Annotated in this window: 17 protein-coding genes; 6 read left to right on the forward strand and 11 right to left on the reverse strand. The window is 50.9% G+C overall.

Features of this window, described 5'->3' with window-relative positions:
- Positions 1-170: 170 nt before the first annotated feature.
- Complete coding sequence (ompC, locus tag MPHASIOC01_RS12955) at positions 171-1,289, reverse strand: porin OmpC (protein ID WP_353614823.1); 1,119 nt, start codon at positions 1,287-1,289, stop codon at positions 171-173.
- Between the two features lie 983 nt (positions 1,290-2,272).
- Here ompC and rcsD point away from each other — a divergent pair.
- A complete protein-coding gene (rcsD, locus tag MPHASIOC01_RS12960; protein WP_064595138.1) occupies positions 2,273-4,927 on the forward strand; it encodes a phosphotransferase RcsD in 2,655 nt (884 codons plus the stop codon).
- Positions 4,928-4,943: 16 nt separating this feature from the next.
- Positions 4,944-5,594 carry a response regulator transcription factor RcsB gene (gene rcsB / locus MPHASIOC01_RS12965; protein ID WP_036111472.1) on the forward strand — a complete coding sequence of 217 codons (651 nt, stop codon included), beginning with the start codon at positions 4,944-4,946 and terminating at the stop codon, positions 5,592-5,594.
- Positions 5,595-6,033: 439 nt separating this feature from the next.
- On the opposite strand, the gene MPHASIOC01_RS12970 is transcribed toward rcsB, so the two are convergent.
- The 3 genes from MPHASIOC01_RS12970 to gyrA form a co-directional block, all read right to left on the reverse strand.
- Positions 6,034-6,279: a hypothetical protein gene (locus MPHASIOC01_RS12970; RefSeq protein WP_353614824.1), complete on the reverse strand. Its 246-nt coding sequence runs from the start codon at positions 6,277-6,279 to the stop codon at positions 6,034-6,036.
- A gap of 527 nt (positions 6,280-6,806) precedes the next feature.
- A complete protein-coding gene (gene rcsC / locus MPHASIOC01_RS12975; protein ID WP_064595143.1) occupies positions 6,807-9,644 on the reverse strand; it encodes a two-component system sensor histidine kinase RcsC in 2,838 nt (945 codons plus the stop codon).
- Between the two features lie 123 nt (positions 9,645-9,767).
- A complete protein-coding gene (gene gyrA / locus MPHASIOC01_RS12980) occupies positions 9,768-12,404 on the reverse strand; it encodes a DNA topoisomerase (ATP-hydrolyzing) subunit A (RefSeq protein ID WP_064595145.1) in 2,637 nt (878 codons plus the stop codon).
- A 158-nt stretch (positions 12,405-12,562) separates the two neighbouring features.
- Between gyrA and ubiG the strand changes: the two genes are divergently transcribed.
- The 4 genes from ubiG to yfaE all read left to right on the forward strand — a co-directional run bounded on the left by ubiG (position 12,563) and on the right by yfaE (position 17,428).
- The gene (ubiG, locus tag MPHASIOC01_RS12985) at positions 12,563-13,294 is read left to right on the forward strand and encodes a bifunctional 2-polyprenyl-6-hydroxyphenol methylase/3-demethylubiquinol 3-O-methyltransferase UbiG (RefSeq protein ID WP_064595147.1); all 732 of its coding nucleotides are present in this window, start codon (positions 12,563-12,565) and stop codon (positions 13,292-13,294) included.
- A 342-nt stretch (positions 13,295-13,636) separates the two neighbouring features.
- Entirely contained in the window at positions 13,637-15,922 is a 2,286-nt protein-coding gene (gene nrdA, locus MPHASIOC01_RS12990) for a class 1a ribonucleoside-diphosphate reductase subunit alpha (RefSeq protein WP_353614825.1), read from the forward strand.
- A gap of 115 nt (positions 15,923-16,037) precedes the next feature.
- On the forward strand, positions 16,038-17,168 hold the full coding sequence (nrdB, locus tag MPHASIOC01_RS12995) for a class Ia ribonucleoside-diphosphate reductase subunit beta (RefSeq protein WP_036115937.1): 1,131 nt from the start codon (positions 16,038-16,040) through the stop codon (positions 17,166-17,168).
- 2 nt (positions 17,169-17,170) lie between these two features.
- A complete protein-coding gene (gene yfaE, locus MPHASIOC01_RS13000; RefSeq protein ID WP_064595151.1) occupies positions 17,171-17,428 on the forward strand; it encodes a class I ribonucleotide reductase maintenance protein YfaE in 258 nt (85 codons plus the stop codon).
- 118 nt (positions 17,429-17,546) lie between these two features.
- On the opposite strand, the gene MPHASIOC01_RS13005 is transcribed toward yfaE, so the two are convergent.
- The 7 genes from MPHASIOC01_RS13005 to menD form a co-directional block, all read right to left on the reverse strand.
- On the reverse strand, positions 17,547-18,755 hold the full coding sequence (locus MPHASIOC01_RS13005) for a nicotinamide mononucleotide deamidase-related protein YfaY (protein ID WP_353614826.1): 1,209 nt from the start codon (positions 18,753-18,755) through the stop codon (positions 17,547-17,549).
- A gap of 137 nt (positions 18,756-18,892) precedes the next feature.
- Positions 18,893-19,432 (reverse strand): YfaZ family outer membrane protein, encoded by a 540-nt coding sequence (locus MPHASIOC01_RS13010; RefSeq protein WP_353614827.1) that lies wholly within the window; start codon positions 19,430-19,432, stop codon positions 18,893-18,895.
- A gap of 136 nt (positions 19,433-19,568) precedes the next feature.
- Positions 19,569-20,933: an o-succinylbenzoate--CoA ligase gene (menE, locus tag MPHASIOC01_RS13015; RefSeq protein ID WP_353614828.1), complete on the reverse strand. Its 1,365-nt coding sequence runs from the start codon at positions 20,931-20,933 to the stop codon at positions 19,569-19,571.
- On the reverse strand, positions 20,930-21,895 hold the full coding sequence (gene menC, locus MPHASIOC01_RS13020; protein ID WP_064595159.1) for an o-succinylbenzoate synthase: 966 nt from the start codon (positions 21,893-21,895) through the stop codon (positions 20,930-20,932). Before menC ends, menE begins: the two co-directional genes overlap by 4 nt.
- Entirely contained in the window at positions 21,896-22,753 is an 858-nt protein-coding gene (menB, locus tag MPHASIOC01_RS13025) for a 1,4-dihydroxy-2-naphthoyl-CoA synthase (protein WP_064595161.1), read from the reverse strand.
- Entirely contained in the window at positions 22,750-23,529 is a 780-nt protein-coding gene (menH, locus tag MPHASIOC01_RS13030) for a 2-succinyl-6-hydroxy-2,4-cyclohexadiene-1-carboxylate synthase (protein WP_353614829.1), read from the reverse strand. Before menH ends, menB begins: the two co-directional genes overlap by 4 nt.
- Positions 23,526-25,199 carry a 2-succinyl-5-enolpyruvyl-6-hydroxy-3-cyclohexene-1-carboxylic-acid synthase gene (menD, locus tag MPHASIOC01_RS13035; RefSeq protein WP_353614830.1) on the reverse strand — a complete coding sequence of 558 codons (1,674 nt, stop codon included), beginning with the start codon at positions 25,197-25,199 and terminating at the stop codon, positions 23,526-23,528. Before menD ends, menH begins: the two co-directional genes overlap by 4 nt.
- Positions 25,200-25,208 lie beyond the last annotated feature (9 nt).

A 25,208-nucleotide genomic window follows, 5' to 3' on the forward strand; every position in this document is an offset into this window, starting at 1 on the left:
AGGGCAATACAGTGCAAAAAGCATCAGCAGTAAAATTAAACAGGTAATGAGATGAATGGAGTGGGCACCAAATGGGCAGGCAGTGAAGAAGGCGCAAATTTTACTTATTTCGTAAAGCTTATTCCGTAAAAAAGGAGCCATCAGGCTCCTTTCGTAGGCATAACACGCTATTAGAACTGGTAAACTGCGCCCAGACCTACAACGTTATCAGTATTGGTACCAGATGCTCTGGTGAAGTCATTTTCATTGAGCAGGTTGATTTTGTAATCAACATAGGTAGAGAAGTTTTTGTTGAAGTAGTAGGTAGTGCCTACATCAATGTATTTCAGCAGATCCTGGTCGCCGTAGTTGGTCGTACCGTTGCTGATGTCTTTACCGCGAGACTGCAGGTAAGCAATGGACGGACGCAGACCGAAGTCGAACTGATACTGAGCAACCACTTCGAAGTTCTGTGCTTTATCAGCAAAGCCGTAAGCAGCCGAACTTGAGTCACCACCGAAACGAGTTGCGTTGTAAGTTTGGGTATACTGCGCGGCCAGGTAGATGTTGTTAGCATCATATTTCAGGCCACCAGTGTAAGCCTCTGCATGGTCACCGTTACCGTAGATACCGGCCATGTTGTTCTGGTCAGCGGTACGTTTGGAGCTTGCCATTGCACCACCGAGGCTGAAACCACCGCCGATATCATAGGTTGCAGACATTGCAAAGCCGTCACCATTCTGTTTCAACACAGAACGCCCGGTGCTGTCTTCACCACTTACACTACCGTTTTTACCCTGATACTGCAGGGCGAAATTCAGGCCATCAACCAGGCCAAAGAAGTCATTGTTACGATAAGTCAGCAGGCCGTTAGCACGTTGCATCATGAAGTTATCAGAACCGTAGGTATCACCACCGAATTCTGGCAGTACGTCGGTCCAGGATGCGACATCATAGATAGCGCCGTAGTTACGACCATAATCAAGAGAACCCGCATCGCCCACTTTCAAACCAGCGAATGCTACACGAGTCCATGACTGATTCTCGGACTCAGTAGTGTTACCCTGTACCTGATATTCCCACTGACCATAACCGACCAGTTGGTCATTAATTTGGGTTTCACCTTTAAAGCCCAGACGGATATAGGTCTGGTCGCCATCCTGGCTTGGATTGCTGGAAAAATAATGCAGGCCGTCAACTTTACCGTACAGATCCAATTTGTTGCCATCTTTATTATAGATTTCAGCCGCGTGAGCTGCGCCTGCTGCCAGCAGAGCCGGAACCAGCAGAGCCAGTACTTTAGCTTTCATGTTATTACCCTCTGTTATTTGCCTTTATTTATTATTGCCACTGCATACTGATTACGGAACCAGTCGGCAGATACCATTGTCTTAAACCAATACAGATTAATCCAATGGGATTTTGATACTAAAACTTTTGTGGTGTTTCATTACACTTTTCATATGTAACAAAATGTAAAAATGACGGAACTTTTTTTAGCACCAATAGCTAAAAATATTCGCATTAAAAATCAAAAAATATAAAAAAATAAATAAAATCAAATATTTAAACAAAAACAATGTTTGCCGCACTGAATGTTAAACACACCCTCTTAATTCATTCTAAAATTACCGACGCTATCATCATTAATTTTATTTATTACCGTCATTCAGTTCTGAATGTCTGTTTACCCCAATTTCTCGCCGAATGTCTTACATTCGGCTTTTTTTTTGCCTCACGCGGGTAATGCTATAAGATGATAATTAACATATAAAATTGTAACGACTATTAATTATTTGGTTTGATTTTTAGACAAATTGAATTTCGTGAACTATAATTTATTATCTTTTTGTGCTGTTAAATGCCTCTTGTTACATATCCTCGCAACCACCTTCCAAATTTTCAGATTATTCCTTAAAAACAAAACACGAAAAATGAGCTTTATCTGATGGTTAATTTCACAATACAAGGCAAGGTATTGCGCATATCTGATTGCTCGCACATCCGTGCGTCTCGGTATTTTGCGCTATACAATTAGAAGCGATATTCCGTAGCGGTAACCGATAATTGCATCGTCACGAGGCCAGACAACCTGGCTGAAAAAGCCGGATAAAGTTTTGCAAGCTCCAGTCAGTCCGGGTATACACCATGCTGGTATATGTGACAGTTGCCACGACAAAATCCCTTGTACCATGGGAAGGCGGGATATGTGATGATACGCTTTTCAGCCTGGTTTCACGCAATTGCGGTGGCTGGTCTTCACTAACTGATAATAAAGAAACACTCAGAGGCTATGAACCCCAATAAGTTTTCCTTAAAACCAGGCAGCATATCGCGCTACTTCATCCTGTTGATCGTTGTGTTACTGGTTACGCTTGGCGTAACGCTACAGAGTGCGGTCAATACCTGGCTGAAAGACAAGAGCCTGCAGGTTGTGGATGTGGCTCAGGCTATGCATAAACGCATTGAGACCTGGCGTTATGTGACCTGGCAAATTTATGACAATGTTGCCGCAGCCCCTGCCAGTGCCAGTAATGAGATCCAGGAAACGCGACTGCGCCAGGATGTGTATTACCTTGAAAAGCCACGCCGCAAAACCGAAGCGTTGATTTTTGGTTCCCACGACAGCAGTACGCTTGCCATGACGCAAAGGATTTCCAATTATCTGGATATTCTCTGGGGTGCCGAGTCTGCGCCATGGTCAATGTATTATCTGAACGGCCAGGATAACAGTATGGTGCTGGTGTCCACTTTGCCATTAAAGGATTTAACCTCCGGCTTTAAAGAGTCCAGTATCAGCAATATGGTTGATCAACGCCGGGCTGAGATGCTGCAACAGGCAAATGCACTGGATGAACGGGAAAGTTTCTCAGGCCTGCGGCAAATGGAGTGGCAAAACTACGATTACTTCACCGTGCGCACCACGTTTAACCAACCGGGTCATCTGGCGACTGTGGTTGCCTTTGATATGCCAGTCAACGATTTACTTCCCGCCAACATGTCGGTGGATAACTTTCGCCTGGATAACGATGAACAGGCACATTTAAAAACCACCAAGAACCAGTCAGAAAGCCTGGTGAGTATTGGCTTCAATGGTGGTCATATTGAAATCTCAGTACCTGTTGTCACAACAGGTATGAAACTGGTATGGGAAGTGCCCACCGGCACCATGATAATGGAGACATTGCAAAATGTCCTGTTGGGGGTATTGCTGACTATTGGCCTGATTGCACTGGCCATCTTTGGGCTGATTACCTTCCGCCAGCAACCTTCACGTCATGCATCGGATAATGCGCCAGCATCTAACGGGAAGGAATTACAAGCGCTCAGAGCGCTGAATGAAGAGATTCTGTCTGTCGTGCCGTTGGGTATTCTGGTTCAGGATATCGAGAACAATCGCACGGTTATCAGTAATAAAATGGCTGATAACCTGCTCCCCCACCTGAACCTGAAAAATATTATATCTATGGCGGACCAGCACCAGGGCGTTATTCAGGCAACAGTGAATAATGAGCTGTACGAAATTCGCCAGTACCGCAGCCAGATTGTTTCACGGGTACAAATTTTCATTATCCGCGATCAGGACAAAGAGATTCTGGTAACGAAGAAACTGCGCCAGGCACAGCGCCTGTATGAGAAAAACCAACAGGGTCGCAGCGCCTTCATGCAGCATATTTGCCATGCTCTAAAAGGCCCCATTGATGCTCTGGCAGAAAAAGCGTCAGGGCTGCAAACACCCGAGCACCTCGCACTGGCCGATGACGCAGACCGCCTGGCTCACCTGGTGGATGAAATGCAGTTACTGAACATGCTGGAAGATGACAGCTGGAAAAGCAGTACCTCCTGTTTCTCGTTGCAGTCTTTGCTTGATGATGTTGTGCCAGCGATTTTGCCAGTCATTAAGCGTAAGGGTTTGCAATTACTGGTGAATAACCCAATCCCTGCCACAGAAAACCGCCATGGTGACCGGGAAACGTTGCACCGTATGCTACTGATGTTGTTGCACTACGCTGCCACGACCACCGAAATTGGTAAAATAACCCTGGATATTACCCAGGATGAAGGTATGGATGACGGGCTGATTTTCCGTATCACCGATACCGGGAAAGGAATAAGTGATGACGAAGTGGATAATCTGCACTTCCCGTTCCTCAATGCCACCACCGAAGACCGTTATGCACAGGCGAATGGCCTGACATTTTTCTTGTGCAACCAGTTGGCCCGCAAAATGGGCGGCACTCTGAGCATTAAATCAAAAAATGAGCTGGGTACCCGTTATACCCTGCATTTGCAACTGCCACAGGAAGGCAAACAAGCGGTACAGGAACAGGAAGAACGCCTGCTGGATGGTGTTGTCGCCATGGTGGATATTGCTTCACGTGATGTCCGTAACATTGTCACCAGACAGTTAGAAAGCTGGGGTGCCAGCTGTGTTGCGCCTGATGAGCAATCATCAAGTCAAGCATTTGATATATTTTTAACAGATAATCCGTCTAATCTTACTGCATCGGGCTTGCTTTTAAGCGATGATGAGAACGGTTTACGGAAAATCGGAAATGCCCGTTATCGTGTAAACTTCAATATGAGTAATGCAATGCAGGACGCAATACTTCAGCTTATTGAAGCGCAAATGGCTGATGACGATACGCAAGCAAGTGGCTCAGGAGTGAGTGATGAAACGGCCCAACTTCATGCAAGTGGTTATTATGCGCTGTTTGTAGATACCGTGCCTGACGATGTAAAACGTCTGCAAAATGAGTCACAGGCAAACGACTTTTTAGCGCTGGCCCAAACGGCACACAGACTTAAAGGCGTTTTTGCTATGTTGAATCTGGTACCAGGGAAACAGTTGTGTGAAACGCTGGAGCATCACATTCGTGAAAAAGATGCACCTGCCATAGAAAAATACATCAGTGATATTGATACTTACGTCAATAGCTTACTGTAAAAAGGTAACCTAAAACATGAACAATATGAACGTAATTATTGCCGATGACCATCCGATCGTTTTGTTCGGGATTCGCAAATCTCTGGAGCAAATTGAGTGGGTTAATGTTGTTGGTGAATTCGAAGATTCCACAGCGCTTATTAACAATCTTCCAAAACTGGACGCGAATGTCCTGATTACCGACCTTTCCATGCCCGGGGACAAATACGGCGACGGGATCACGCTTATCAAATACATTAAGCGCCATTTCCCATCGATTTCCATTATTGTACTGACAATGAACAATAACCCGGCCATTCTGAGTGCTGTGCTGGACCTGGATATTGAAGGTATCGTACTGAAACAAGGGGCACCGACAGACCTGCCTAAAGCTCTGGCAGCTTTGCAGAAAGGCAAAAAATTCACACCGGAAAGTGTCTCCCGTCTGCTGGAAAAAATCAGCGCCGGTGGCTATGGCGACAAACGCCTGTCACCAAAAGAGAGCGAAGTATTACGCTTGTTTGCTGAAGGCTTCCTGGTGACTGAAATTGCCAAAAAGCTTAACCGCAGTATTAAAACTATCAGTAGCCAGAAGAAATCAGCCATGATGAAACTGGGTGTGGATAACGATATTGCTCTGTTGAATTACTTGTCGTCGGTGACATTAACACCAGCCGATAAAGAGTAAGTTTTTACTTTCCTCTTCACTAAAACAGCAGGGCTTCCCCTGCTGTTTTTCGTTGTACTTTGCCAGCATTCCGCACGGCTTTCCCCTTTCACGCCTTTAATACCTCAGCCAAAAACACACAAAGACTTATCAGGCACCAATCCCACAGCCACTCAGCACAACACAAAAGCCCCGCCACTTGCAGCGGGGACAGTTCGCGTAAGACCGGTGAACCGGAGAAAGGAAGACAAGGTTATTCCGCCCGGACGGCGGAATAAGGCGAAACGAGGCAGGACGCCGAGTCGAGCCGGCCGCAGGCTGACAGCCCGGAGGTGAACGCAGTGCGCAGCACCGGTCGCCCGCGAAAACGGGGATTGCAAAGGGGGCGAGCCCCCTTAGCCCGTTCACTGGCTGTGCAGCCACATTAGTCACCTCACTTCAGGTGAACGGAACTTTCACATCAGTCCAGGTGAATGGAAACAACCACACTGCAAGTGAACGGAACAGTCACCGCAGTAACAGTCATCTGCCAGTACTGAGCCAGTTGCGCGCCGTATCCATCACACTGCTTTCTCTCACCACCAGCGCCCGGCGCCCGCAGGGGGCACTGGCCCCCTGCACCCCCTTTTGTGGCCGGCAAAATCGCCGCTTCGCGGACATTCGGCTTACCCCGGCGGCCTGTTCGGGTACCGCTCCGAGTCGGCATCCTGCCTCCCGTCGCTCTGCCTGCGTCCTGCAGGCAGCCCCGGCCCGCCAGGCACGCCTCAACGATTTAGAGGCCACCCAAACCCACCCGTTTGTAAGCCAGCAGCAAAAAATAAATAAAGACATACCGGGCACAAATCCTCCAGCCACTCAGCACCACACAAAAAAACAGCTACTTGCAGCGAGGGACAGTTCGCGTAAGACCGGTGAACCGGAGAAAGGAAGACAAGGTTATTCCGCCCGGACGGCGGAATAAGGCGAAACGAGGCATGGATGCCGAGTCGAGCCGGCCGCAGGCTGACTGCCCGGAGGTGAACGCAGTGCGCAGCACCGGTCGCCCGCGAAAACGGGGATTGCAAAGGGGGCGAGCCCCCTTTAGCCCGTTCACTGGCTGTGTAGCCACATTAGTCACCTCACTTCAGGTGAACGGAACCCACTACACTGACACACTGCAAGTGAATGAAAACAACCACACCCGGTGAGCACCGGCCACCCGCGAAAACAGGAATAACAAAGGGGCAAGCCCCTTTACTCCCGATGATTCCTCACCCGCTCAGCAAACACCGCCAGCGTCTGCTTCAACACATCCAGCGTCACTGGCTTAGACAAACAACTATCCATCCCCGACTCAAAACAACGCTGCTTCTCTTCTGCCAGCGCATTCGCCGTCACACCAATAACAGGTAATGTCAAACCTAACTGGCGAATACGTTGTGTCAGGCGATAACCATCCATATTTGGCATGTTCACATCGCTCAGAATAATATCGATATGATGCTTGCTGAGCACCTCGAGCGCTTCCACACCATCACCCGCAGTCTTACACTGGTTATACCCAAGCGATGCAAGCTGGTCCGCCAGCAAACGGCGGTTTATCGGGTGATCGTCCACGATCAGAACCATAATGTCATCATTCTGTTCACTGATCTCCGAAGGCTCTGGTAAGTTCACCTCATTGCCGGGAACCTTGACATCCACCTGATAAATTTTCGCCAGCAACGCCACCAAATCATGTGGAGAAGCAACGCTGTGTAGCCAAATACCGGGTTCGCTTTCCAGAGGAATTCCAATATGCCGGCGACAGAACTGAACCACAGCACGCCCGGGCCAGGGGTTACTTAACACGTCATCAGTGATTAACACATCATCCGCGTCTGGCGTTTCTCCTTGCCAGAAACTGGCTTTGATACCTTTACTTGCCAGCAACTTCGCTAAAAAGTCACTCAGGAAAGCATTACTGACAGCCAGCCAGCAATGCTTATGGGTCAGTTCCGATGCCGCCATCACCGGAACCGGTTTAGCTTCATACAACGGAATACGGACCGTAAACTGGCTCCCCATACCGGGTTCGGAATCTACCGCAATATCGCCGTCCATCATGGTGATAAGCTTCTCGCATATTGCCAACCCCAGCCCGGTACCCTGGAAGTTGCGCTGGACCCCTGTTCCCACCTGGAAAAAAGGATCAAACAGGCGCACAACTTCTTTGGCAGCAATCCCTTCTCCGGTATCACGCACCCGGAAGCAGAGATAATCATCTGTACAGCGCACATCAAGAATAATGCAGCCGGTATCGGTGAACTTAATCGCGTTGCTCAGCAAGTTTGAAATCACCTGCTGTAAACGCATTGGGTCGCCACGTAAGGTTAACGGTACGGAAGGCGCGATAAAACAGTAGAGCCCCATTTGTTTACGCACCACCAGAGGTTGGTAGTTTGCAGTAACATGGGTCATCACTTCACGGGGAGAAAACTCACGCGGTTCAATTTTTAACTGCTCTGATTCAATTTTCGAGAAATCGAGAATATCGCTGATTATCTTCAGTAGCAGGCTGGATGAGTTGTTCATTGCTGTGACCAGCCGGTCAACACCATCGGGTAATTCACGGGTTTGCAACAAATCCAGGTTACCGATGATGCCATACAGTGGAGTACGTAATTCGTGGCTTACCGTTGCGAGGAACATCGATTTAGACTGGCTGGCCTGCTCTGCAGCATGGGCCATGTCCTGTAATGACTCTTCCATCTTCACACGAGCGCTGACATCCACCAGCACACAAATCGCCACATTCTCGTTACGATAACGTGAGTGTACAAAACTTATCTGCAGGTTCGTGTTGTCGCTGGTGAGCACGTCAACAAAGTTCACCTGCTGGCCGCAAATGATTTGCGTCAGGCGCTGACGGTCTTCATGGGTCAGCATGTTCAGGTAATTGTGCGCCAGTTCATTACTGAGAATATTGGTGCCATCCAGCGTGCGCAGAATACAAATACCTACTGGTGCTGAAGCCACAATTTTACGGTTAAACTGCTCGTGCTCTTCCAGGCGCTGAGCATCCGTCTCTGCCGGGATAAAAATACGCCGCTCATACATTCTTGCCAGGGTAAACAGCACCACGCCAACCAAAATATTCAGCAACACGGCATTCAGAATAAGAATACGGATTTCATCCAGCACTTTATCAACTGGCACGCTGTACACCACACTGAGCGATGACGGCATCAGGTTTTTTTTCAATGCCAGCTCTTTAAACCCACTGGTGTAACCAAACCAGGTGCGTGCCTGAAGCCAGTCTGGCTGCAGTGATAAATGCCCACTTTCCCCGGTCAGAGATACCAGCGAATGGCCATTTTCATCCATCAGCGTGATATCTACTGGCAAGTTACCCGGTAGCATAAAGTTTTCCTGGCGAATACTCTGTTCAACCCCGAGCAAGGCCTGAACCCGGTTAGCGAGAAACACTGGCGTTAATGTATAAAAATACCCGGTTCCCGGACGGCTACCAGGTGCCACCCAGTAAACGGTATTAATACGCTCATCCATAGGGGCATCACGGTAATGTTTTAACCGCTCATTAAGCACTGAAAGTGCTTTATCCTGGCCAGGCGAAGTATTACGTAATGAAAAATCAGCAATGCACTGGTTATCTCCAGCCACCAAAAATACCCGGTTCAAATCGTAGTTTGCCGAGAAATTATCGCGCCAGTAACGCAGAAAACCTGATAGCGACAGCATGGAGCCTTGCCATGACTGGTCAAGCGCACTGCAATCCACATTATTACCCAGAGGCAAAAATGCGGGTGCGCTACCTCCCCGGTTACTACCTGGCGTTGCGTTATCGGTCGGGCGATTTTCTGTTATGTACTTGAGTTCTTTCACCACATCGGTGGTGCGCTGAATATACCGCTGCGCCTGGTCAAAGCTCAGAGTGAGCTCCTGATGTATTTCCGCTTCTTTATCATGTAACGCGCCTGCGATGTAAAACACCGAAAACAGGGCTATCAGAAGCCATAGTAACAGTGCCAGCGCCCGAAAAAGATAGCGCGAGACTTTAAGCGTGCTGCGGAAAGAGACGGCGTATTTCAATGTAAGCCCGGTAAGAGTCAGTCAGTCAATAATAAAACGTTAACTTAGCGATAAAAGTGAGTGGTCGCAATGGCAAAGAAAAAGGGCCGGTTACCCGGCCCTTCATAATGTGATGATTTCAGATTAATCTTCACTGTCATCGGCAACATCATCATCCTGTTCCGCTTCCGGCGCAATGTCATCATCGCCTTCTGCTACAGAACCATCAATGCTGTCGAGTTCTTCGTCGTCTACTGGTTCAGCAACACGTTGCAGACCCACGACATGCTCATCTTCCGCCGTGCGAATCAGAATCACGCCCTGAGTATTACGGCCCACAACGCTGATTTCAGAAACGCGTGTACGCACCAGCGTACCGGCATCGGTGATCATCATAATCTGGTCAGCGTCATCAACCTGAACAGCACCAACGACTTCCCCATTACGTTCGGTCACTTTGATAGAGATAACCCCCTGAGTCGCACGGGACTTAGTCGGGTACTCTTTCTCACCGGTACGTTTACCGTAACCGTTTTGGGTAACTGTCAGAATGGCACCTTCACCGTGTGGCACAATCAGTGATACCACGCTGTCTTTGTCTGCCAGCTTGATACCACGCACACCGGTGGCAGTACGGCCCATGGCACGTACTGCGTCCTCTTTAAAGCGCACCACCTTGCCAAACGCAGAGAACAACATGACTTCGTCGTCTTTCTGAGTCAGGTTCACACCAATCAGTTCATCGCCTTCGTTAAGGTTCACGGCGATAATACCTGCACTACGTGGGCGACTGAACTCAGTCAGCGCGGTTTTCTTCACAGTACCACTCGCAGTCGCCATAAAGACATTCACGCCTTCTTCGTATTCGCGCACAGGCAAAATCGCGGTAATACGTTCGTCCTGCTCCAGTGGCAACAGGTTGACGATTGGCCTGCCACGCGCGCCACGGCTTGCTTCCGGCAATTGGTAGACTTTCATCCAGTACAGACGGCCCCGGCTGGAGAAGCACAGGATTGTGTCATGAGTATTGGCGACCAGCAGGCGGTCAATAAAGTCTTCTTCTTTAATTCGGGCAGCAGATTTACCCTTACCACCACGGCGCTGCGCTTCATAATCTGACAGCGGCTGGTATTTCACATATCCCTGATGCGACAGCGTAACGACAACATCTTCCTGATTAATAAGATCTTCAATGTTGATGTCGGCACTGTTGGCAGTGATTTCTGTGCGACGTTCGTCACCGAACTGGTCGCGAACGGCTTCCAGCTCTTCACGGATAACTTCCATCAGGCGCTCTGCGCTGGACAGGATATAGAGCAACTCAGCAATTTGATCCAGCAGCTCTTTGTACTCATCGAGCAGTTTTTCATGCTCAAGGCCAGTCAGTTTTTGCAGGCGCAAATCAAGAATTGCCTGAGCCTGTTGCTCGGTCAGGTAGTATTTCCCGTCATGCACCCCAAACTGCGGTTCCAGCCATTCCGGGCGGGCTGCGTCATCACCAGCACGTTCCAGCATCGCAGCCACATTACCCAGATCCCATGCATGCGCCACTAACGCCGCTTTCGCTTCAGCCGGTGTTGGAGCATGGCGAATCAACTCGATAACTGGGTCGATATTCGCCAGCGCAACAGCCAGTGCTTCAAGGATATGTGCACGGTCGCGCGCTTTACGCAGTTCATAGATGGTACGGCGAGTCACTACTTCACGGCGGTGACGCACAAAGGCTTCAAGAATATCTTTCAGCGGCATTATCTTCGGCTGGCCATGGTGCAATGCCACCATGTTGATCCCGAAAGACACCTGCAACTGGGTTTGTGAGTAAAGGTTGTTCAGCACCACTTCACCCACAGCATCGCGTTTGACTTCAATAACAATACGCATCCCGTCTTTATCAGACTCGTCGCGCAGTGCACTGATGCCTTCAACACGTTTCTCTTTCACCAGCTCGGCAATTTTTTCAATCAGGCGCGCTTTGTTCACCTGATAAGGAATTTCATGCACGATAATGGTTTCGCGGCCAGATTTTGCATCGGTTTCCACCTCTGCTTTGGCGCGAATATAAATTTTCCCGCGCCCTGTGCGATACGCTTCTTCAATACCGCGACGGCCATTAATAATTGCTGCGGTCGGGAAATCCGGACCGGGGATGTGTTCCATCAACCCTTCAACGGTGATGTTTTCATCCTCAATATACGCCAGACAGCCGTTAATCACTTCTGTCAGGTTATGGGGAGGTATGTTAGTTGCCATCCCCACCGCAATCCCGGAAGAACCGTTAACCAGCAGGTTCGGGATTTTGGTTGGCATAACATCGGGAATTTTTTCTGTTCCGTCATAGTTGTCCACGAAGTCGACTGTTTCTTTATCAAGATCAGCCATTAACTCATGGGCAATTTTCGCCAGACGAATTTCTGTATAACGCATGGCCGCGGCGGAATCGCCATCGATAGAACCAAAGTTCCCCTGGCCATCGACCAGCATATAACGCAACGAAAATGGCTGCGCCATACGAACAATGGTGTCATACACTGCAGAATCACCATGGGGATGGTATTTACCGATAACGTCACCGACGACACGGGCGGATTTTTTATAGGCTTTATTCCAGTCATTGCCCAACACGTTCATCGCGAACAATACGCGACGGTGTACAGGCTTGAGGCCATCACGGACATCTGGCAATGCGCGGCCGACAATAACCGACATGGCATAATCCAGATATGAGCTTTTCAGCTCTTCCTCAATATTGACCGGTGTAATTTCTCTGGCAAGGTCGCTCATCTGACCGCTATCCCTCTACTGTATCCCGGATTCAAAGGTCGCAAATTATAACACACTCCCGCAGTCTCAGGGAAACTTGTCTGACGGGCGTAGCGCTTTATTCATCTCGCCAGGCTGTTATACTCGGCAGCACCTATTGATGAGGAGTTCTGGCGTCCATGAATGACGAAAATACCCCGGTGTCGCTCAATGTTGACCACAACGAAATAGCTAAATTTGAAGCCATCGCTTCACGCTGGTGGGATCTGGAAGGCGAGTTCAAACCCCTTCACCGGATTAACCCTTTACGCCTGGGCTATATCAATGAACGCAGTGGCGGTGTGTTCGGTAAAAGAGTGCTGGATGTCGGGTGTGGTGGTGGCATTCTGGCAGAGAGCATGGCACGGGAAGGCGCAACAGTAACCGGGCTGGATATGGGGGGGGAACCGCTACAGGTTGCCCGACTGCACGCGCTGGAAAGCGGTATTCAGGTTGATTACCGCCAGGAAACCGTTGAAAACCATGCTGCCGCGAACCCTGGTGCTTATGATGTTGTCACCTGCATGGAGATGCTGGAACATGTGCCGGACCCACAATCTGTGGTGCAGGCCTGCGCGCGCCTCGTCAAACCGGGCGGCCATGTTTTCTTTTCCACTATTAACCGTAATGGTAAAGCCTGGCTGATGGCAGTGGTAGGTGCTGAATACGTGCTGCGCATGGTGCCCAAAGGCACCCACGATATTAAGAAATTTATCAAACCTGCAGAACTGATCCACTGGCTCAGTAACACCGGTTTGCGTGAACGCCATATGACCGGTTTGCATTACAACCCGTTGACGGATCATTTCCGCCTGGCACCGGGTGTTGATGTTAACTATATGTTGCATACAACCACCAGCAGCGCAGTCTGAGATAAGTTTTTGCTATTAAAAATTGCGCAACATCAAGTTGCGCAATTTACTTCACGAGCAAGAAACCAACATTCAGTCATTTTTTTAAAAAAAGTTACTCCAGCTTGACATCCCCTTCAGCCCTTACCATTCGGGCATTCTTACCTGTTCAGCGAAGATGAACCTCAATTTTTCGGCAAAATCAACTCTTGAGATTGAAAGATTCCTTACTAGAATACTCACCATATAGTGATTCAGTTATCCCATACCCCCAACATATAGTATTTATCCACAAAGTTAGCCACAAGGCTGCGTTGTGGATAAGCGGGGGATATTTTTATTTCACGGACAGGTAAACCCCACATGAATCAGAGTCTGCTGGTAACGAAACGTGATGGCCGTACAGAGCGCATCAATCTGGACAAAATTCATCGTGTCCTCGACTGGGCGGCAGAAGGCTTGCACAACGTTTCAGTTTCACAAGTTGAACTGCGTTCCCATATCCAGTTTTATGACGGTATCCGCACTTCAGATATCCATGAAACGATTATCAAAGCAGCCGCGGACCTGATTTCTCGCGACGCCCCGGACTACCAGTATCTCGCTGCCCGTCTGGCTATTTTCCACCTGCGTAAAAAAGCGTTTGGCCAGTTCGAACCGCCCAAACTCTACAACCATATAGTAAAAATGGTTGAAATGGGTAAATACGACACTCATCTGCTGGAAGACTACACGGAAGAAGAGTTCCAGCAGATGGACGGTTTTATCGACCACTGGCGCGATATGACCTTCTCTTACGCGGCTGTAAAACAGCTGGAAGGGAAATACCTGGTGCAAAACCGCGTTACCGGTGAAATTTATGAAAGCGCCCAGTTCTTGTACATTCTGGTTGCGGCCTGCCTGTTCTCACGTTATCCGCGCGCTACTCGCCTGGACTACGTAAAACGTTTCTATGACGCAGTCTCGACTTTCAAGATTTCACTGCCAACACCAATTATGTCTGGTGTGCGTACCCCTACACGTCAGTTCAGCTCCTGTGTGCTGATTGAGTGTGGTGACAGCCTCGACTCTATCAACGCAACATCCAGCGCCATTGTTAAGTATGTGTCTCAGCGTGCCGGTATTGGTATTAATGCGGGCCGCATTCGCGCACTGGGTAGCCCGATTCGTGGTGGTGAAGCATTCCATACCGGGTGCATCCCGTTCTATAAGCACTTCCAGACAGCCGTGAAATCCTGTTCTCAGGGTGGTGTGCGTGGTGGTGCAGCCACACTGTTTTACCCGATGTGGCACCTGGAAGTTGAAAGCCTGCTGGTGTTGAAAAACAACCGTGGTGTGGAAGGTAACCGTGTTCGCCACATGGACTATGGTGTTCAAATTAATAAACTGATGTACACCCGTTTGCTGAAAGGTGGCGATATCACTCTTTTCAGCCCGTCTGATGTGCCCGGGTTGTACGACGCCTTCTTTGCAGACCAGGATGAGTTCGAACGCCTGTACACCCAGTATGAGAACGACGACAGCATTCGCAAACAACGCGTTAAAGCGGCGGAACTGTTCTCTCTGATGATGCAGGAGCGTGCTTCCACTGGCCGTATCTACATCCAGAACGTCGACCACTGCAACACGCACAGCCCGTTTGATGCGACAGTTGCGCCAGTGCGCCAGTCTAACCTGTGTCTGGAAATTGCGCTGCCAACCAAACCGCTGAATGACGTCAATGACGAAAACGGCGAAATTGCGCTGTGTACACTGTCCGCGTTTAACCTGGGTGCAATCAACAGCCTGGATGATTTGGAAGAGTTGGCGGTTCTGGCAGTTCGTGCACTGGATGCCCTGCTGGATTACCAGGATTACCCCATCCCGGCAGCCAAACGTGGTGCCATGGGCCGTCGCACTCTGGGTATTGGCGTGATTAACTTCGCTTATTACCTGGCGAAACATGGCGTGCGCTACTCCGATGGCAGTGCCAACAATCTGACGCACAAAACCTTCGAAGCCATTCAGTATTACCTGCTGAAAGCATCAAATGAGCTGGCGAAAGAGCAAGGCGCATGCCCGTGGTTCAACGAAACCACCTACGCCAAAGGTATTCTGCCGGTTGACACCTACAAAAAAGACCTGGATGCGATTTGCAACGAACCACTGCATTATGACTGGGAAAGCCTGCGTGAATCGATTAAAACCCATGGTCTGCGTAACTCAACGTTGTCTGCTCTGATGCCGTCAGAAACGTCATCACAGATTTCCAATGCCACCAATGGTATTGAACCGCCACGCGGGCATATCAGTGTTAAAGCGTCGAAAGACGGTATTCTGCGCCAGGTGGTGCCAGATTATGAACAACTGAAAGACAAATACGAATTGCTGTGGGAAATGGCAGGTAACGATGGCTACCTGCAACTGGTTGGGCTAATGCAGAAATTTATCGACCAGTCTATTTCTGCCAATACCAATTATGACCCGTCACGTTTCCCGTCAGGAAAAGTGCCCATGCAGCAATTACTGAAGGATTTGCTCACCGCCTATAAATTTGGTGTCAAAACCCTTTACTATCAGAACACCCGTGACGGTGCTGAAGATGCCCAGGACGACCTGGCACCCAGCATTCAGGACGACGGTTGCGAAAGCGGCGCGTGTAAGATTTAACCCAGAGGCAGGCCGGCACCCCGGTCTGCCTGTTTCCCTTTTCACGCGGTAAAGGGCCCGTTTAGAACAGCGAAACGGCACTCAGACAATGGTGGCGTTTTACAGGACAATGTTTATGGCATACACCACATTTTCACAGAAGAAAAATAACCCGCTCAACGAACCCATGTTTTTTGGTCAGCCCGTTAACGTTGCACGCTATGACCAGCAGAAATATGACATTTTCGAAAAACTGATTGAGAAGCAATTGTCATTTTTCTGGCGGCCAGAAGAAGTGGATGTGTCACGCGACCGCATCGATTTCCAGGCGTTACCGGAACACGAAAAACACATATTTATCAGCAATCTGAAATACCAGACACTGCTGGATTCTATTCAGGGTCGCAGCCCTAACGTTGCGTTGCTGCCACTTATCTCAATTCCTGAACTGGAAACCTGGGTAGAAACCTGGGCATTTTCTGAAACGATCCATTCCCGTTCATACACTCACATCATTCGTAATATCGTCAATGACCCGGCGGTGGTGTTTGATGACATCGTAGAAAACGAAGAGATAATCAAACGCGCCAAAGACATCTCCACCTATTACGACGGGCTGATTGAGCTGACCAGCTACTGGCACTTGCTGGGCGAAGGCACTCACACTGTGAATGGTAAAACCGTTACGGTGAACCTGCGCGAATTGAAGAAAAAGCTTTATATGTGCCTGATGAGTGTGAACGCACTGGAAGCCATTCGCTTTTATGTCAGTTTTGCCTGCTCATTCGCCTTTGCTGAACGCGAACTGATGGAAGGCAACGCGAAGATCATTCGCCTGATTGCCCGCGACGAAGCACTGCACCTTACCGGGACTCAGCATATGCTGAACCTGATGCGTAGCGGCGAAGACGACCCGGAAATGGCTGAAATTGCCGAAGAGTGCCAGCAGGAAAGCTATGACCTGTTTGTTATGGCGGCGCAGCAGGAAAAAGACTGGGCGAACTACCTGTTCCGCGATGGCTCAATGATTGGCCTGAACAAAGACATTCTGTGCCAGTATGTTGAGTATATTACCAATATCCGTATGCAGGCTGTTGGGCTGGACTTGCCATTCCAGACACGCTCCAACCCGATCCCGTGGATCAACACATGGCTGGTGTCGGACAACGTACAGGTTGCGCCTCAGGAAGTTGAAGTCAGCTCTTATCTGGTTGGGCAGATAGATTCACAAATCGATGCTGATGACCTGAGTAACTTCCAGTTATAACTATGAGCAACCGTATTACCTTGCATCAGTCTGGCCGCCAGTTAGAGTGCCGTGACGACCACCCTTCACTGCTGGCCGCACTGGAATCGCATAAGGTGGCTGTAGAGTATCAGTGCCGGGAAGGGTATTGCGGCTCGTGTCGTATGCGCCTTCTGGCAGGACAGGTCAAATGGCTGACTCAACCGCTGGCGTTTATACAGCCTGGGGAAATTTTACCTTGTTGCTGCAAAGCACAAGGGGATGTGGAAGTGGATTGCTGAATCTCACCTGACTCACCGCCGTAACGGCGGCTGCGGCTGCATAACACGAAAGGGAAAACATTGTTTTCCCTTTTCTATTTCCACTTTCAGTTGCCAGAAACACTGCTCACAATGATGCTCAGGCTGGATGTGTCAGTTGCTCTTCAATATGGATCCAGCCATGTTCTGCGCTCACATCCCAGCCATTTAACCAGCGGCGCAGCATATTCATTGCCAGCATCGCACAGACAGCCTGGCGGGTTTCCACACTATGACGGCGCCCGGACCAGTTAACCCGCAACCCAACCGTTTTATCAGGTGTATGCAATGCCAGATTTTGCATATTGTCAGCATCAATTGCGCCAGTCACCAGCGCCAGAGAACTGCCCTGCTGTTCAGCCAGTTGCCGGGCACTCTGAACGCAGCCTGCCAGGCTCTCTGGTGCAGAAGAAGGTAAAACTTGCCCCTGAACCACCGCCACCCCGGCATTGGTCAACTGCCAGCACAGCATGCCGGCGGTAAACTGTTCACTCAGTGCCAGGGTCAGATGTTGCTCCTGTAACCGCATGGCAAGCTGTGCAGGTAATCCTTCGGTTCCTTCAAAAATCAGGCTTTCGCCCACCACATCACGAATTTTCTGCCAGGCCTGCTGCATGCCTGTACGCTGTGCAGAAGGGCCAGTCAACTTCAGTTCGATAATCGGCATTGAAGAGCGGTAACCCAGTACCACGCCTTCTGGTAATGGCAGGGGGTCCAGTTGCTGGGCGAGATCGCTTTCAGAACGGCCAAATGTGGTCATACGCAGGCACAACGGCATTTCAATGCTGGGGTAACGCTTGCGCAGGCGCGGTAAAATTTCCTGTTCAACCATCTGCTTAAATTCAGAAGGAACCCCTGGCGTGAAAAAAAACAGGCAACGGTTAAGCTGCATGGCAAACCCGCAGGCAGTCCCAACCGGGTTATCAATCATTTCGCTGCCCGCCGGGATCATCGCCTGCTTGCGGTTACTGGGTGCCATTGGCCTGCCGCGCTCTGCAAAGAAACGCGTCATATGCGCCAGCCACTCTTCATGGATAACCAACTCTGTACCTGCGGCTTTCGCGGCAGCTTCCGCACTCAGGTCGTCACTGGTTGGCCCCAGGCCACCGTTGACTATCAGGATATCCGCCTCGTGGCTGCGCGCCTGCAGTATCGCCACCAGGTCGGCAAATTTATCCCCGACAGTCTGGCGACGTGTCATAGGGAACCCCTGTTCAAATAAGAAATCAGCAAGCCAGGATGCATTGGTATCGACTATCTGCCCATACAGCACTTCATCGCCGGTAGAGAGCATTTCCACATTTAACATCGATATACTCCAGTGGGAGGGAAGCCACCACTATAGCGCAGTGGTTTGGCAAATACACAGATACACCAGTTTCACCTTACGCCGCGCACAAGTTGTTACGCGGCATAAGGTTTGTGGGGAAAGTGACTGAAGGGGGATTAAAACGCCGCACTGACACCCAGATACGGGCCATCAATAATCGTATTCCGGTTGTCGTTCCGGTCTTTCAGGCTCATATAGCGATAACCTGCTTCAACCGTTAACGGGCGGAACACCATCCAGCGGCCACCTGCCTGCACTTCCTGATAGGAATCAATACGTGAAGCAAAAGCATCTGGCGCGTAATAATACTGCCCGAAGACAGAGACGTGGCTCATGACCGGTACACTAAGACCGCCGCCAATTCCCAGCGCGTAACCTGTTTTCCCGTGGTCAGGCTTGATATACACCCCCTTGCCACCCAGAGTTACCATTGCCGGGCCAACGGGCAGGTTGTAGCCCAGCCCCAGGTCAGCGATATAACCATTGTCATTATGACGGGTCCAGTCACCACTGAGCGCCACGCCACTGGTGGAAGTCCCCATACCCACACCAATGCTGGTGTATTTATGCCCGGCCTGGCCGTAAATCCCTATGGCACTGGCTGAGCCAGATACTGCAAAAAGCCCACTGACTGCCAACAATAGATACTTATTCATTTTGTTTTCCTGAATTCAGATACCTGGCAAATTAACCTGTTGAAGCACAAAGCGGATTTTACCCGCTGGAAGGCGACATTCAAGACGGAAATTTGGTGCTTTCTCAACAGAATGTAACAAACACGCCCTGGTGCGTTTATTCTTGTTCTGCAACCCACTGCATCACGGCGTTACGGGCAATTTTAATGCCGCCCTGGCGTAATACATCTGGCAACAGTAACCACTGAACGGGTTGCTGGAAACGTGCCAGTTTATCCCGAACCCAGTCACTTAATGTTACCAGCGCGCTGGCATCAACCAGTTCCACAACAGCTACCGGACGATGCCCAAATTCTTCATCGGCACGGGGTACAACGATGACCTGCTGAACCTGTGGATGTGCCATGATAACCCGCTCAACTTCTTCCGGTTGAATGCTTTCTCCACCACTGAAAAAGAGATTATCGAGCCGCCCGTGTATGGTGAGCGTGTTATCGGTGTAAGTTCCCCGGTCACGGGTGGCAAACCACCCCGCAGAGTTCAACAGTGGCAGTAAATGGCCCTGATGCCAGTAACCGGCCGCCAGACTGTCACCCCGTAACCAGACTTCATTATCCACAATGCATACCTCGCGGCCTGCTAATGGTTGCCCGACATCCCCGCGGCCATTGGCACGTTTTGCTGTCACTGTTGAAGCCATTTCAGTCATGCCATAGCCGCACCAGCAGGCAATACCTCTCTGTTGCGCTTCATCGGTTAATGCGACAGGAATTGCAGCCCCGCCCAGTAGTACCGCTTTTAAATTACCCAATGAAACCGGATTATCGGCCAGTAAACGCCACAACTGAGTAGGAACCAGAGATGCATGCGTACACCCCTGCAATGCCTGGGGCAACGGCTGGTCAGGGCGCAGGGCCATGGCAGCCCCGGTTGCCAGCCAGCGCCATAAAATACCCTGGCCGGAGACATGAAACAGTGGCAGTGACAGTAACCAACAGTCATCACGCTCAAACGACATCAGTGCAGTTACGCCCCTGGCGCTGGCAAGTTGTGCGGTTGCCGTGTGTACAGCGGCCTTTGGTAGCCCGGTAGAGCCAGATGTCAGAGTCATGGAGACAAAGCGCTCTGGTTGCCACGGTTCTGCCCACTCCCCAGTCAGTGGCTGGTAATGTAAAACAACCGGGCCGGGCACCGCATCGCAGTCAAAACTCAGAGCAAAATGAATGGATAACGACGGGATAAGGGCTTCCAGCAAGGTATCCGGCAGTTGCGGGTTGAGCGGCAACACCCGGGCGCCACATTGCAACAGCGCCAGCCAGCTTAATAATAACGGCATACTGTTGCGACCACGCAGGGCAACGCCCATTCCGGCATTCACTCCCTGGTGATGAAAGCTGGTCGCCAGGTTATCCACAAGGTTTGCCAGTTGCTGCCAGCTTATTTCACCATGTTGAGTTTGCAACGCGACTTTTTGCGGCACAAAGCGCGCCCAGTGCCGCCAGGGGTAATTCGCCAGCGTCATTGCACCAACTCCAGCTCAGACGGGCTGACTAGCGGCAATGTGCTTCCCGGCCAGGGTCGTAATAACTGAGCCTGCATTAAAGAGAGCGTGTCCAGCCCCGGAGTCATTTGGGGCGTCAACCATGCAGCGATGCGCGCCAGTTGTGTTAGCCCAAGGCTTGATTCAATCGCCGAACTGATTATCACGTTCATACCACACGCATGAGCCTGATTAACCCATGCCTGTACCTGTTGCAGGCTGCCAGTTAGTGACGGTTTAATGACCACAGTGTTGACTTCCGGACACGGGCTTATCGCCACATGTCCGTCGCGCAGGCTTTCATCCCACGCCAGCTTAATGCCGGTTTCCCGGGCAAAGGCCAGTGATAACTCAGGGGTTTTACAAGGCTCTTCAAAAAAAGCAATTCGCGAGCGTAACGCTTCTGGCACATACCGGGCAAACTGTGCGGCTTTTTCCGCAGACCAGCTCCGGTTGGCATCCAGACGCAACCAGAGATCCGGAATAGCATCCAGCAATAAGCTGACCACCATACCATCGCGTACCGCTTCATAGAGGCCCACTTTTATTTTGGCTTCTTTACGGCCAGGTAACCCCTGCAACAGCGAAAATAACGCATCCGGGTCACCGGTACACAGTGGCACCGAGTGGTAATTTGCCTCCTCAGGCAGTTCACCAGACAACTCCGCCAGTGCGCAACTCAACCCAAAAGCAACCGAAGGTTGTGCCGGAAGTTCAGAAGCCTGCCCTGCCTGCCAGCCAGATAACCAGCGCAGCGCAGCAGCCTGCGCTTCTTCGAGGCTTTCTGTACTCAGGCCGGGCAATGGGGCAATTTCTCCCCATCCCCGTTGATTGCCTTCACACAGTTCAACCACAAACCCTTCACGCATTTTCAGCCTGCGGTCACGAATCACCACTCCAGTGTCCATGGGAATGGTGTAACGCCAGAGTTGTGCCTGTCGCATTTACGGGTTCCGTTTAAATTTCGTGAAATCAGGCTGGCGCTTCTGGTTGAATGCATTGCGCCCTTCCTGGCCTTCTTCCGTCATGTAAAACAGCATCGTGGCATTACCCGCCAGCTCCTGTAACCCGGCCTGACCATCGCAGTCAGCATTCAACGCTGCTTTCAGACAACGTAATGCCATCGGGCTGTTTTTCAACATTTCGCGGCACCAGCGCACTGTCTCTTTTTCAAGACTTTCCAGCGGAACAACTGTATTGACCAGCCCCATATCCAGCGCCTGCTGTGCATCGTACTGACGGCACAAAAACCAGATTTCGCGCGCTTTTTTCTGGCCGACAATGCGTGCCATATAAGATGCGCCCCAGCCGCCATCAAACGAACCAACTTTTGGCCCGGTCTGGCCAAAAACAGCATTTTCAGCCGCAATGGTGAGGTCGCACATCAGGTGTAACACATGCCCGCCACCAATGGAGTAACCAGCAACCATCGCCACGACAGGTTTCGGGCAGGTACGGATTTGGCGTTGAAAATCCAGCACATTCAGGTGGTGCACACCAGAGTCGTCTTTATAACCACCGTAATCGCCGCGCACTTTTTGGTCGCCACCCGAACAAAATGCTTTATCGCCTTCCCCGGTCAGCACAATAACACCAATATTATCGTCATAACGCGCATCAGCCAGGGCCTGAATCATCTCTTTAACGGTCTGTGGGCGAAAGGCGTTACGCACTTGCGGGCGGTTAATGGTGATTTTCGCTATCCCCTCTGCCGATTTGTGGTAGCGGATATCGTCGTAACCTTCAGAGCAGTCCTGCCAGGATATGGGGGCATACAGTTCTTGTTCATCGGGGTAAATCATGGCTGTTCCTCAGAATAGTGAGTCAAAATATCAATAACACACTGGCAATATGCCGCCGGGTTTTCCCGGTGGGCATTGTGCCCGGCATGTTCAATGAGATGAGAAGGCGCGCCCAATGCCCGGGCGATAGCCTGAAATTTTTGGTCTCTCGCGCCACACAGATAATGGAACGGAACGGGCAGTGCTGCTAATGCGTCGCCCAGCCAGGGCTGGCGCCCTAACGACAGGTTGCCAAGGACGCTGGCAAGCGCATCAGGCTTATTGCCAGCACGCTCCTGAATTAATTGCGCGCGAACTGTATCAGAAAGTGAAGCAAATACTGGCTGGCGATACCAGGCATCCAGTACCTTATCCAGAGGCTCAGACATAAACCGCAGAGCCCAGCGCTGGTCTGCTTCAATACGTTGCAACCGCGACGTCTGGTCTGCAAGCCCGGGGTTACCGCCTTCAACAATAATCCCTTCCAGGCCTGCGGGCCGCTGGCAGGCCGTGTACATAGCCAGCCTGCCCCCCAGTGAATACCCTATAAGCCAGTACCGCGTAATATTCCGCTCCGCCAGCGTATGGGTCAGTTGCGTGAAGAACTCAGCGAACCCTTGTGTGGTAATTCCCTGAGATGCGCCATGACCGGGTAAATCAAGGTAGAGTTGTGGCCAGCGAGTAAACGCATTACGGGTCGCCTGCCAGTCATATGCTGAACCAAGGAAACCATGCAGCCAGACCAGATACGTTCGCTGAGGCTGTTCTCCCGGTATAATCTGCCCGGCGAGCTTCATTGCTGGCTGGCCCTGGCAACCAGTTTTTGTAACATCGCGGCGCCTTCTGCTTCTGGTACCTTCAGTTCAATCACTGTTGCTACCGCTGGCCCGGACCAGCACTGTTTCAGGCACCCGGCTAACTCCTCAAGTGACTGCGGTGCAATATATGGCAGGCCAAATAACGCAGCAGCATGGCGAAAATCTACATTCTGCGGCATGGCATAGAATTCGCTTCTTACTTCTGCCGGGGTGGGAAGCAGAGAAAAAATTTGCCCACCGTTGTTATTTACCACCACCAGGGCAACCGGAGCCGGGCTGGCTCTTAACAACGCCAGTGAGTTAAGGTCATACAGTGCGGATAAATCCCCCAGCACAGCAAGCGTTGGCCTGCAGGTTGCCCGTGAAACCCCCGCAAGGGTTGCTACCAGGCCGTCAATACCGCTGGCTCCCCGGTTGCCGTAGACAGGGTAACCACAAGGGAGTTGTGCCAATGCATCCACCAGGCGCACCGATAAACTGTTACCAATAAACAACTGACCTTTTTCCGGTAATAGCCGGGGCAAACTCTTCGCCAGCCCCGCTTCGCCCGAAGCCGGAATTTCTTTATCCACGGCCACTGCCGCCTGCTGCACATAAGCCCGGAGCGCTTCTGCCCAGCCAACCTGCTTGTGTGCCGGGTGTAAATCAAGCCAGGCTTCAACAGTTGCCTGGATACGCCGCCCACGGTGATGCCCCGGGTCAAGCCGCCCGGGTAAAGGGTCCACCAGCCACCAGTTATCCTGATGACCGCTGGCCTGCCACTGGAGCAGGCGTTTACTGGTGAGGCTCGCGCCAAATTGCACAACGATACGCGCCTGTTCCAGTACCTGGAGCGCACCCGGGTTAGCAAGCCAGAGGTCAGCATGAGGCAACGGTTGCCCGGTGTGGGACTGGACATCACTAATCAACGGCCAGCCAAGCGTACTGGCCCAGTTAGCCACTCGCTCCCCTTCCTGAGCAGTCATCCTGCCCGCAATGACCACCCCTTTTTTCTGCCGCCAGCTATGCCAGTCAGGCTGTTGTGTGATACCGCCTGATGCGGTGTAGACTTGCCAGGGTTTTTCACCTTGCCACCAGTTTCCCAGTGCCTGCTGCCAGGTAAGGCCGGTATCGTCCATTTCGCCATATAAAGGCTCTGCAAATGGGCAGTTGATATGCAGCGCACCATGGCGCAATACGCCCATTTCGCTGTCAATGGCACTGGCTAACCAGCGTGCCGGAATGGATTCGGTGGGACGAGGTAAATTCAGCGTGGCGGCAGGGTGTGCGCCATAAATACCTGGCTGAACAATAGCCTGGTTGGCGCCACAATTAATTAATTCCGGCGGTCTGTCAGCGGTCAGTACCACCAGTTTTTCCCCCGTCAGGCCCGCTTCAATTACCGCAGGATAAATATTTGCTACCGCGGTTCCTGAAGTCACAATAACGGCGACTGGTGTGCCACTGGCTTTGGCAAGACCAAGCGCAAGGTGACCCAACCCACGTTCATCAAAATGGGTATGAAAAACAAACCCCGATGTTTGAGTGGCAGCCAGTGTCAGTGGTGTGGAACGGGAACCCGGAGCAATACACACATGCCGGACTCCATTATGGTGTAATGCCTGCAAAATGACGGCAGCCCAGCGCCGGTTGAACGTGCTTAACGACATAACTTGACC

The sequence above is a fragment of the Mangrovibacter phragmitis genome (genome assembly GCF_040429585.1).
Classification (GTDB): domain Bacteria; phylum Pseudomonadota; class Gammaproteobacteria; order Enterobacterales; family Enterobacteriaceae; genus Mangrovibacter; species Mangrovibacter phragmitis.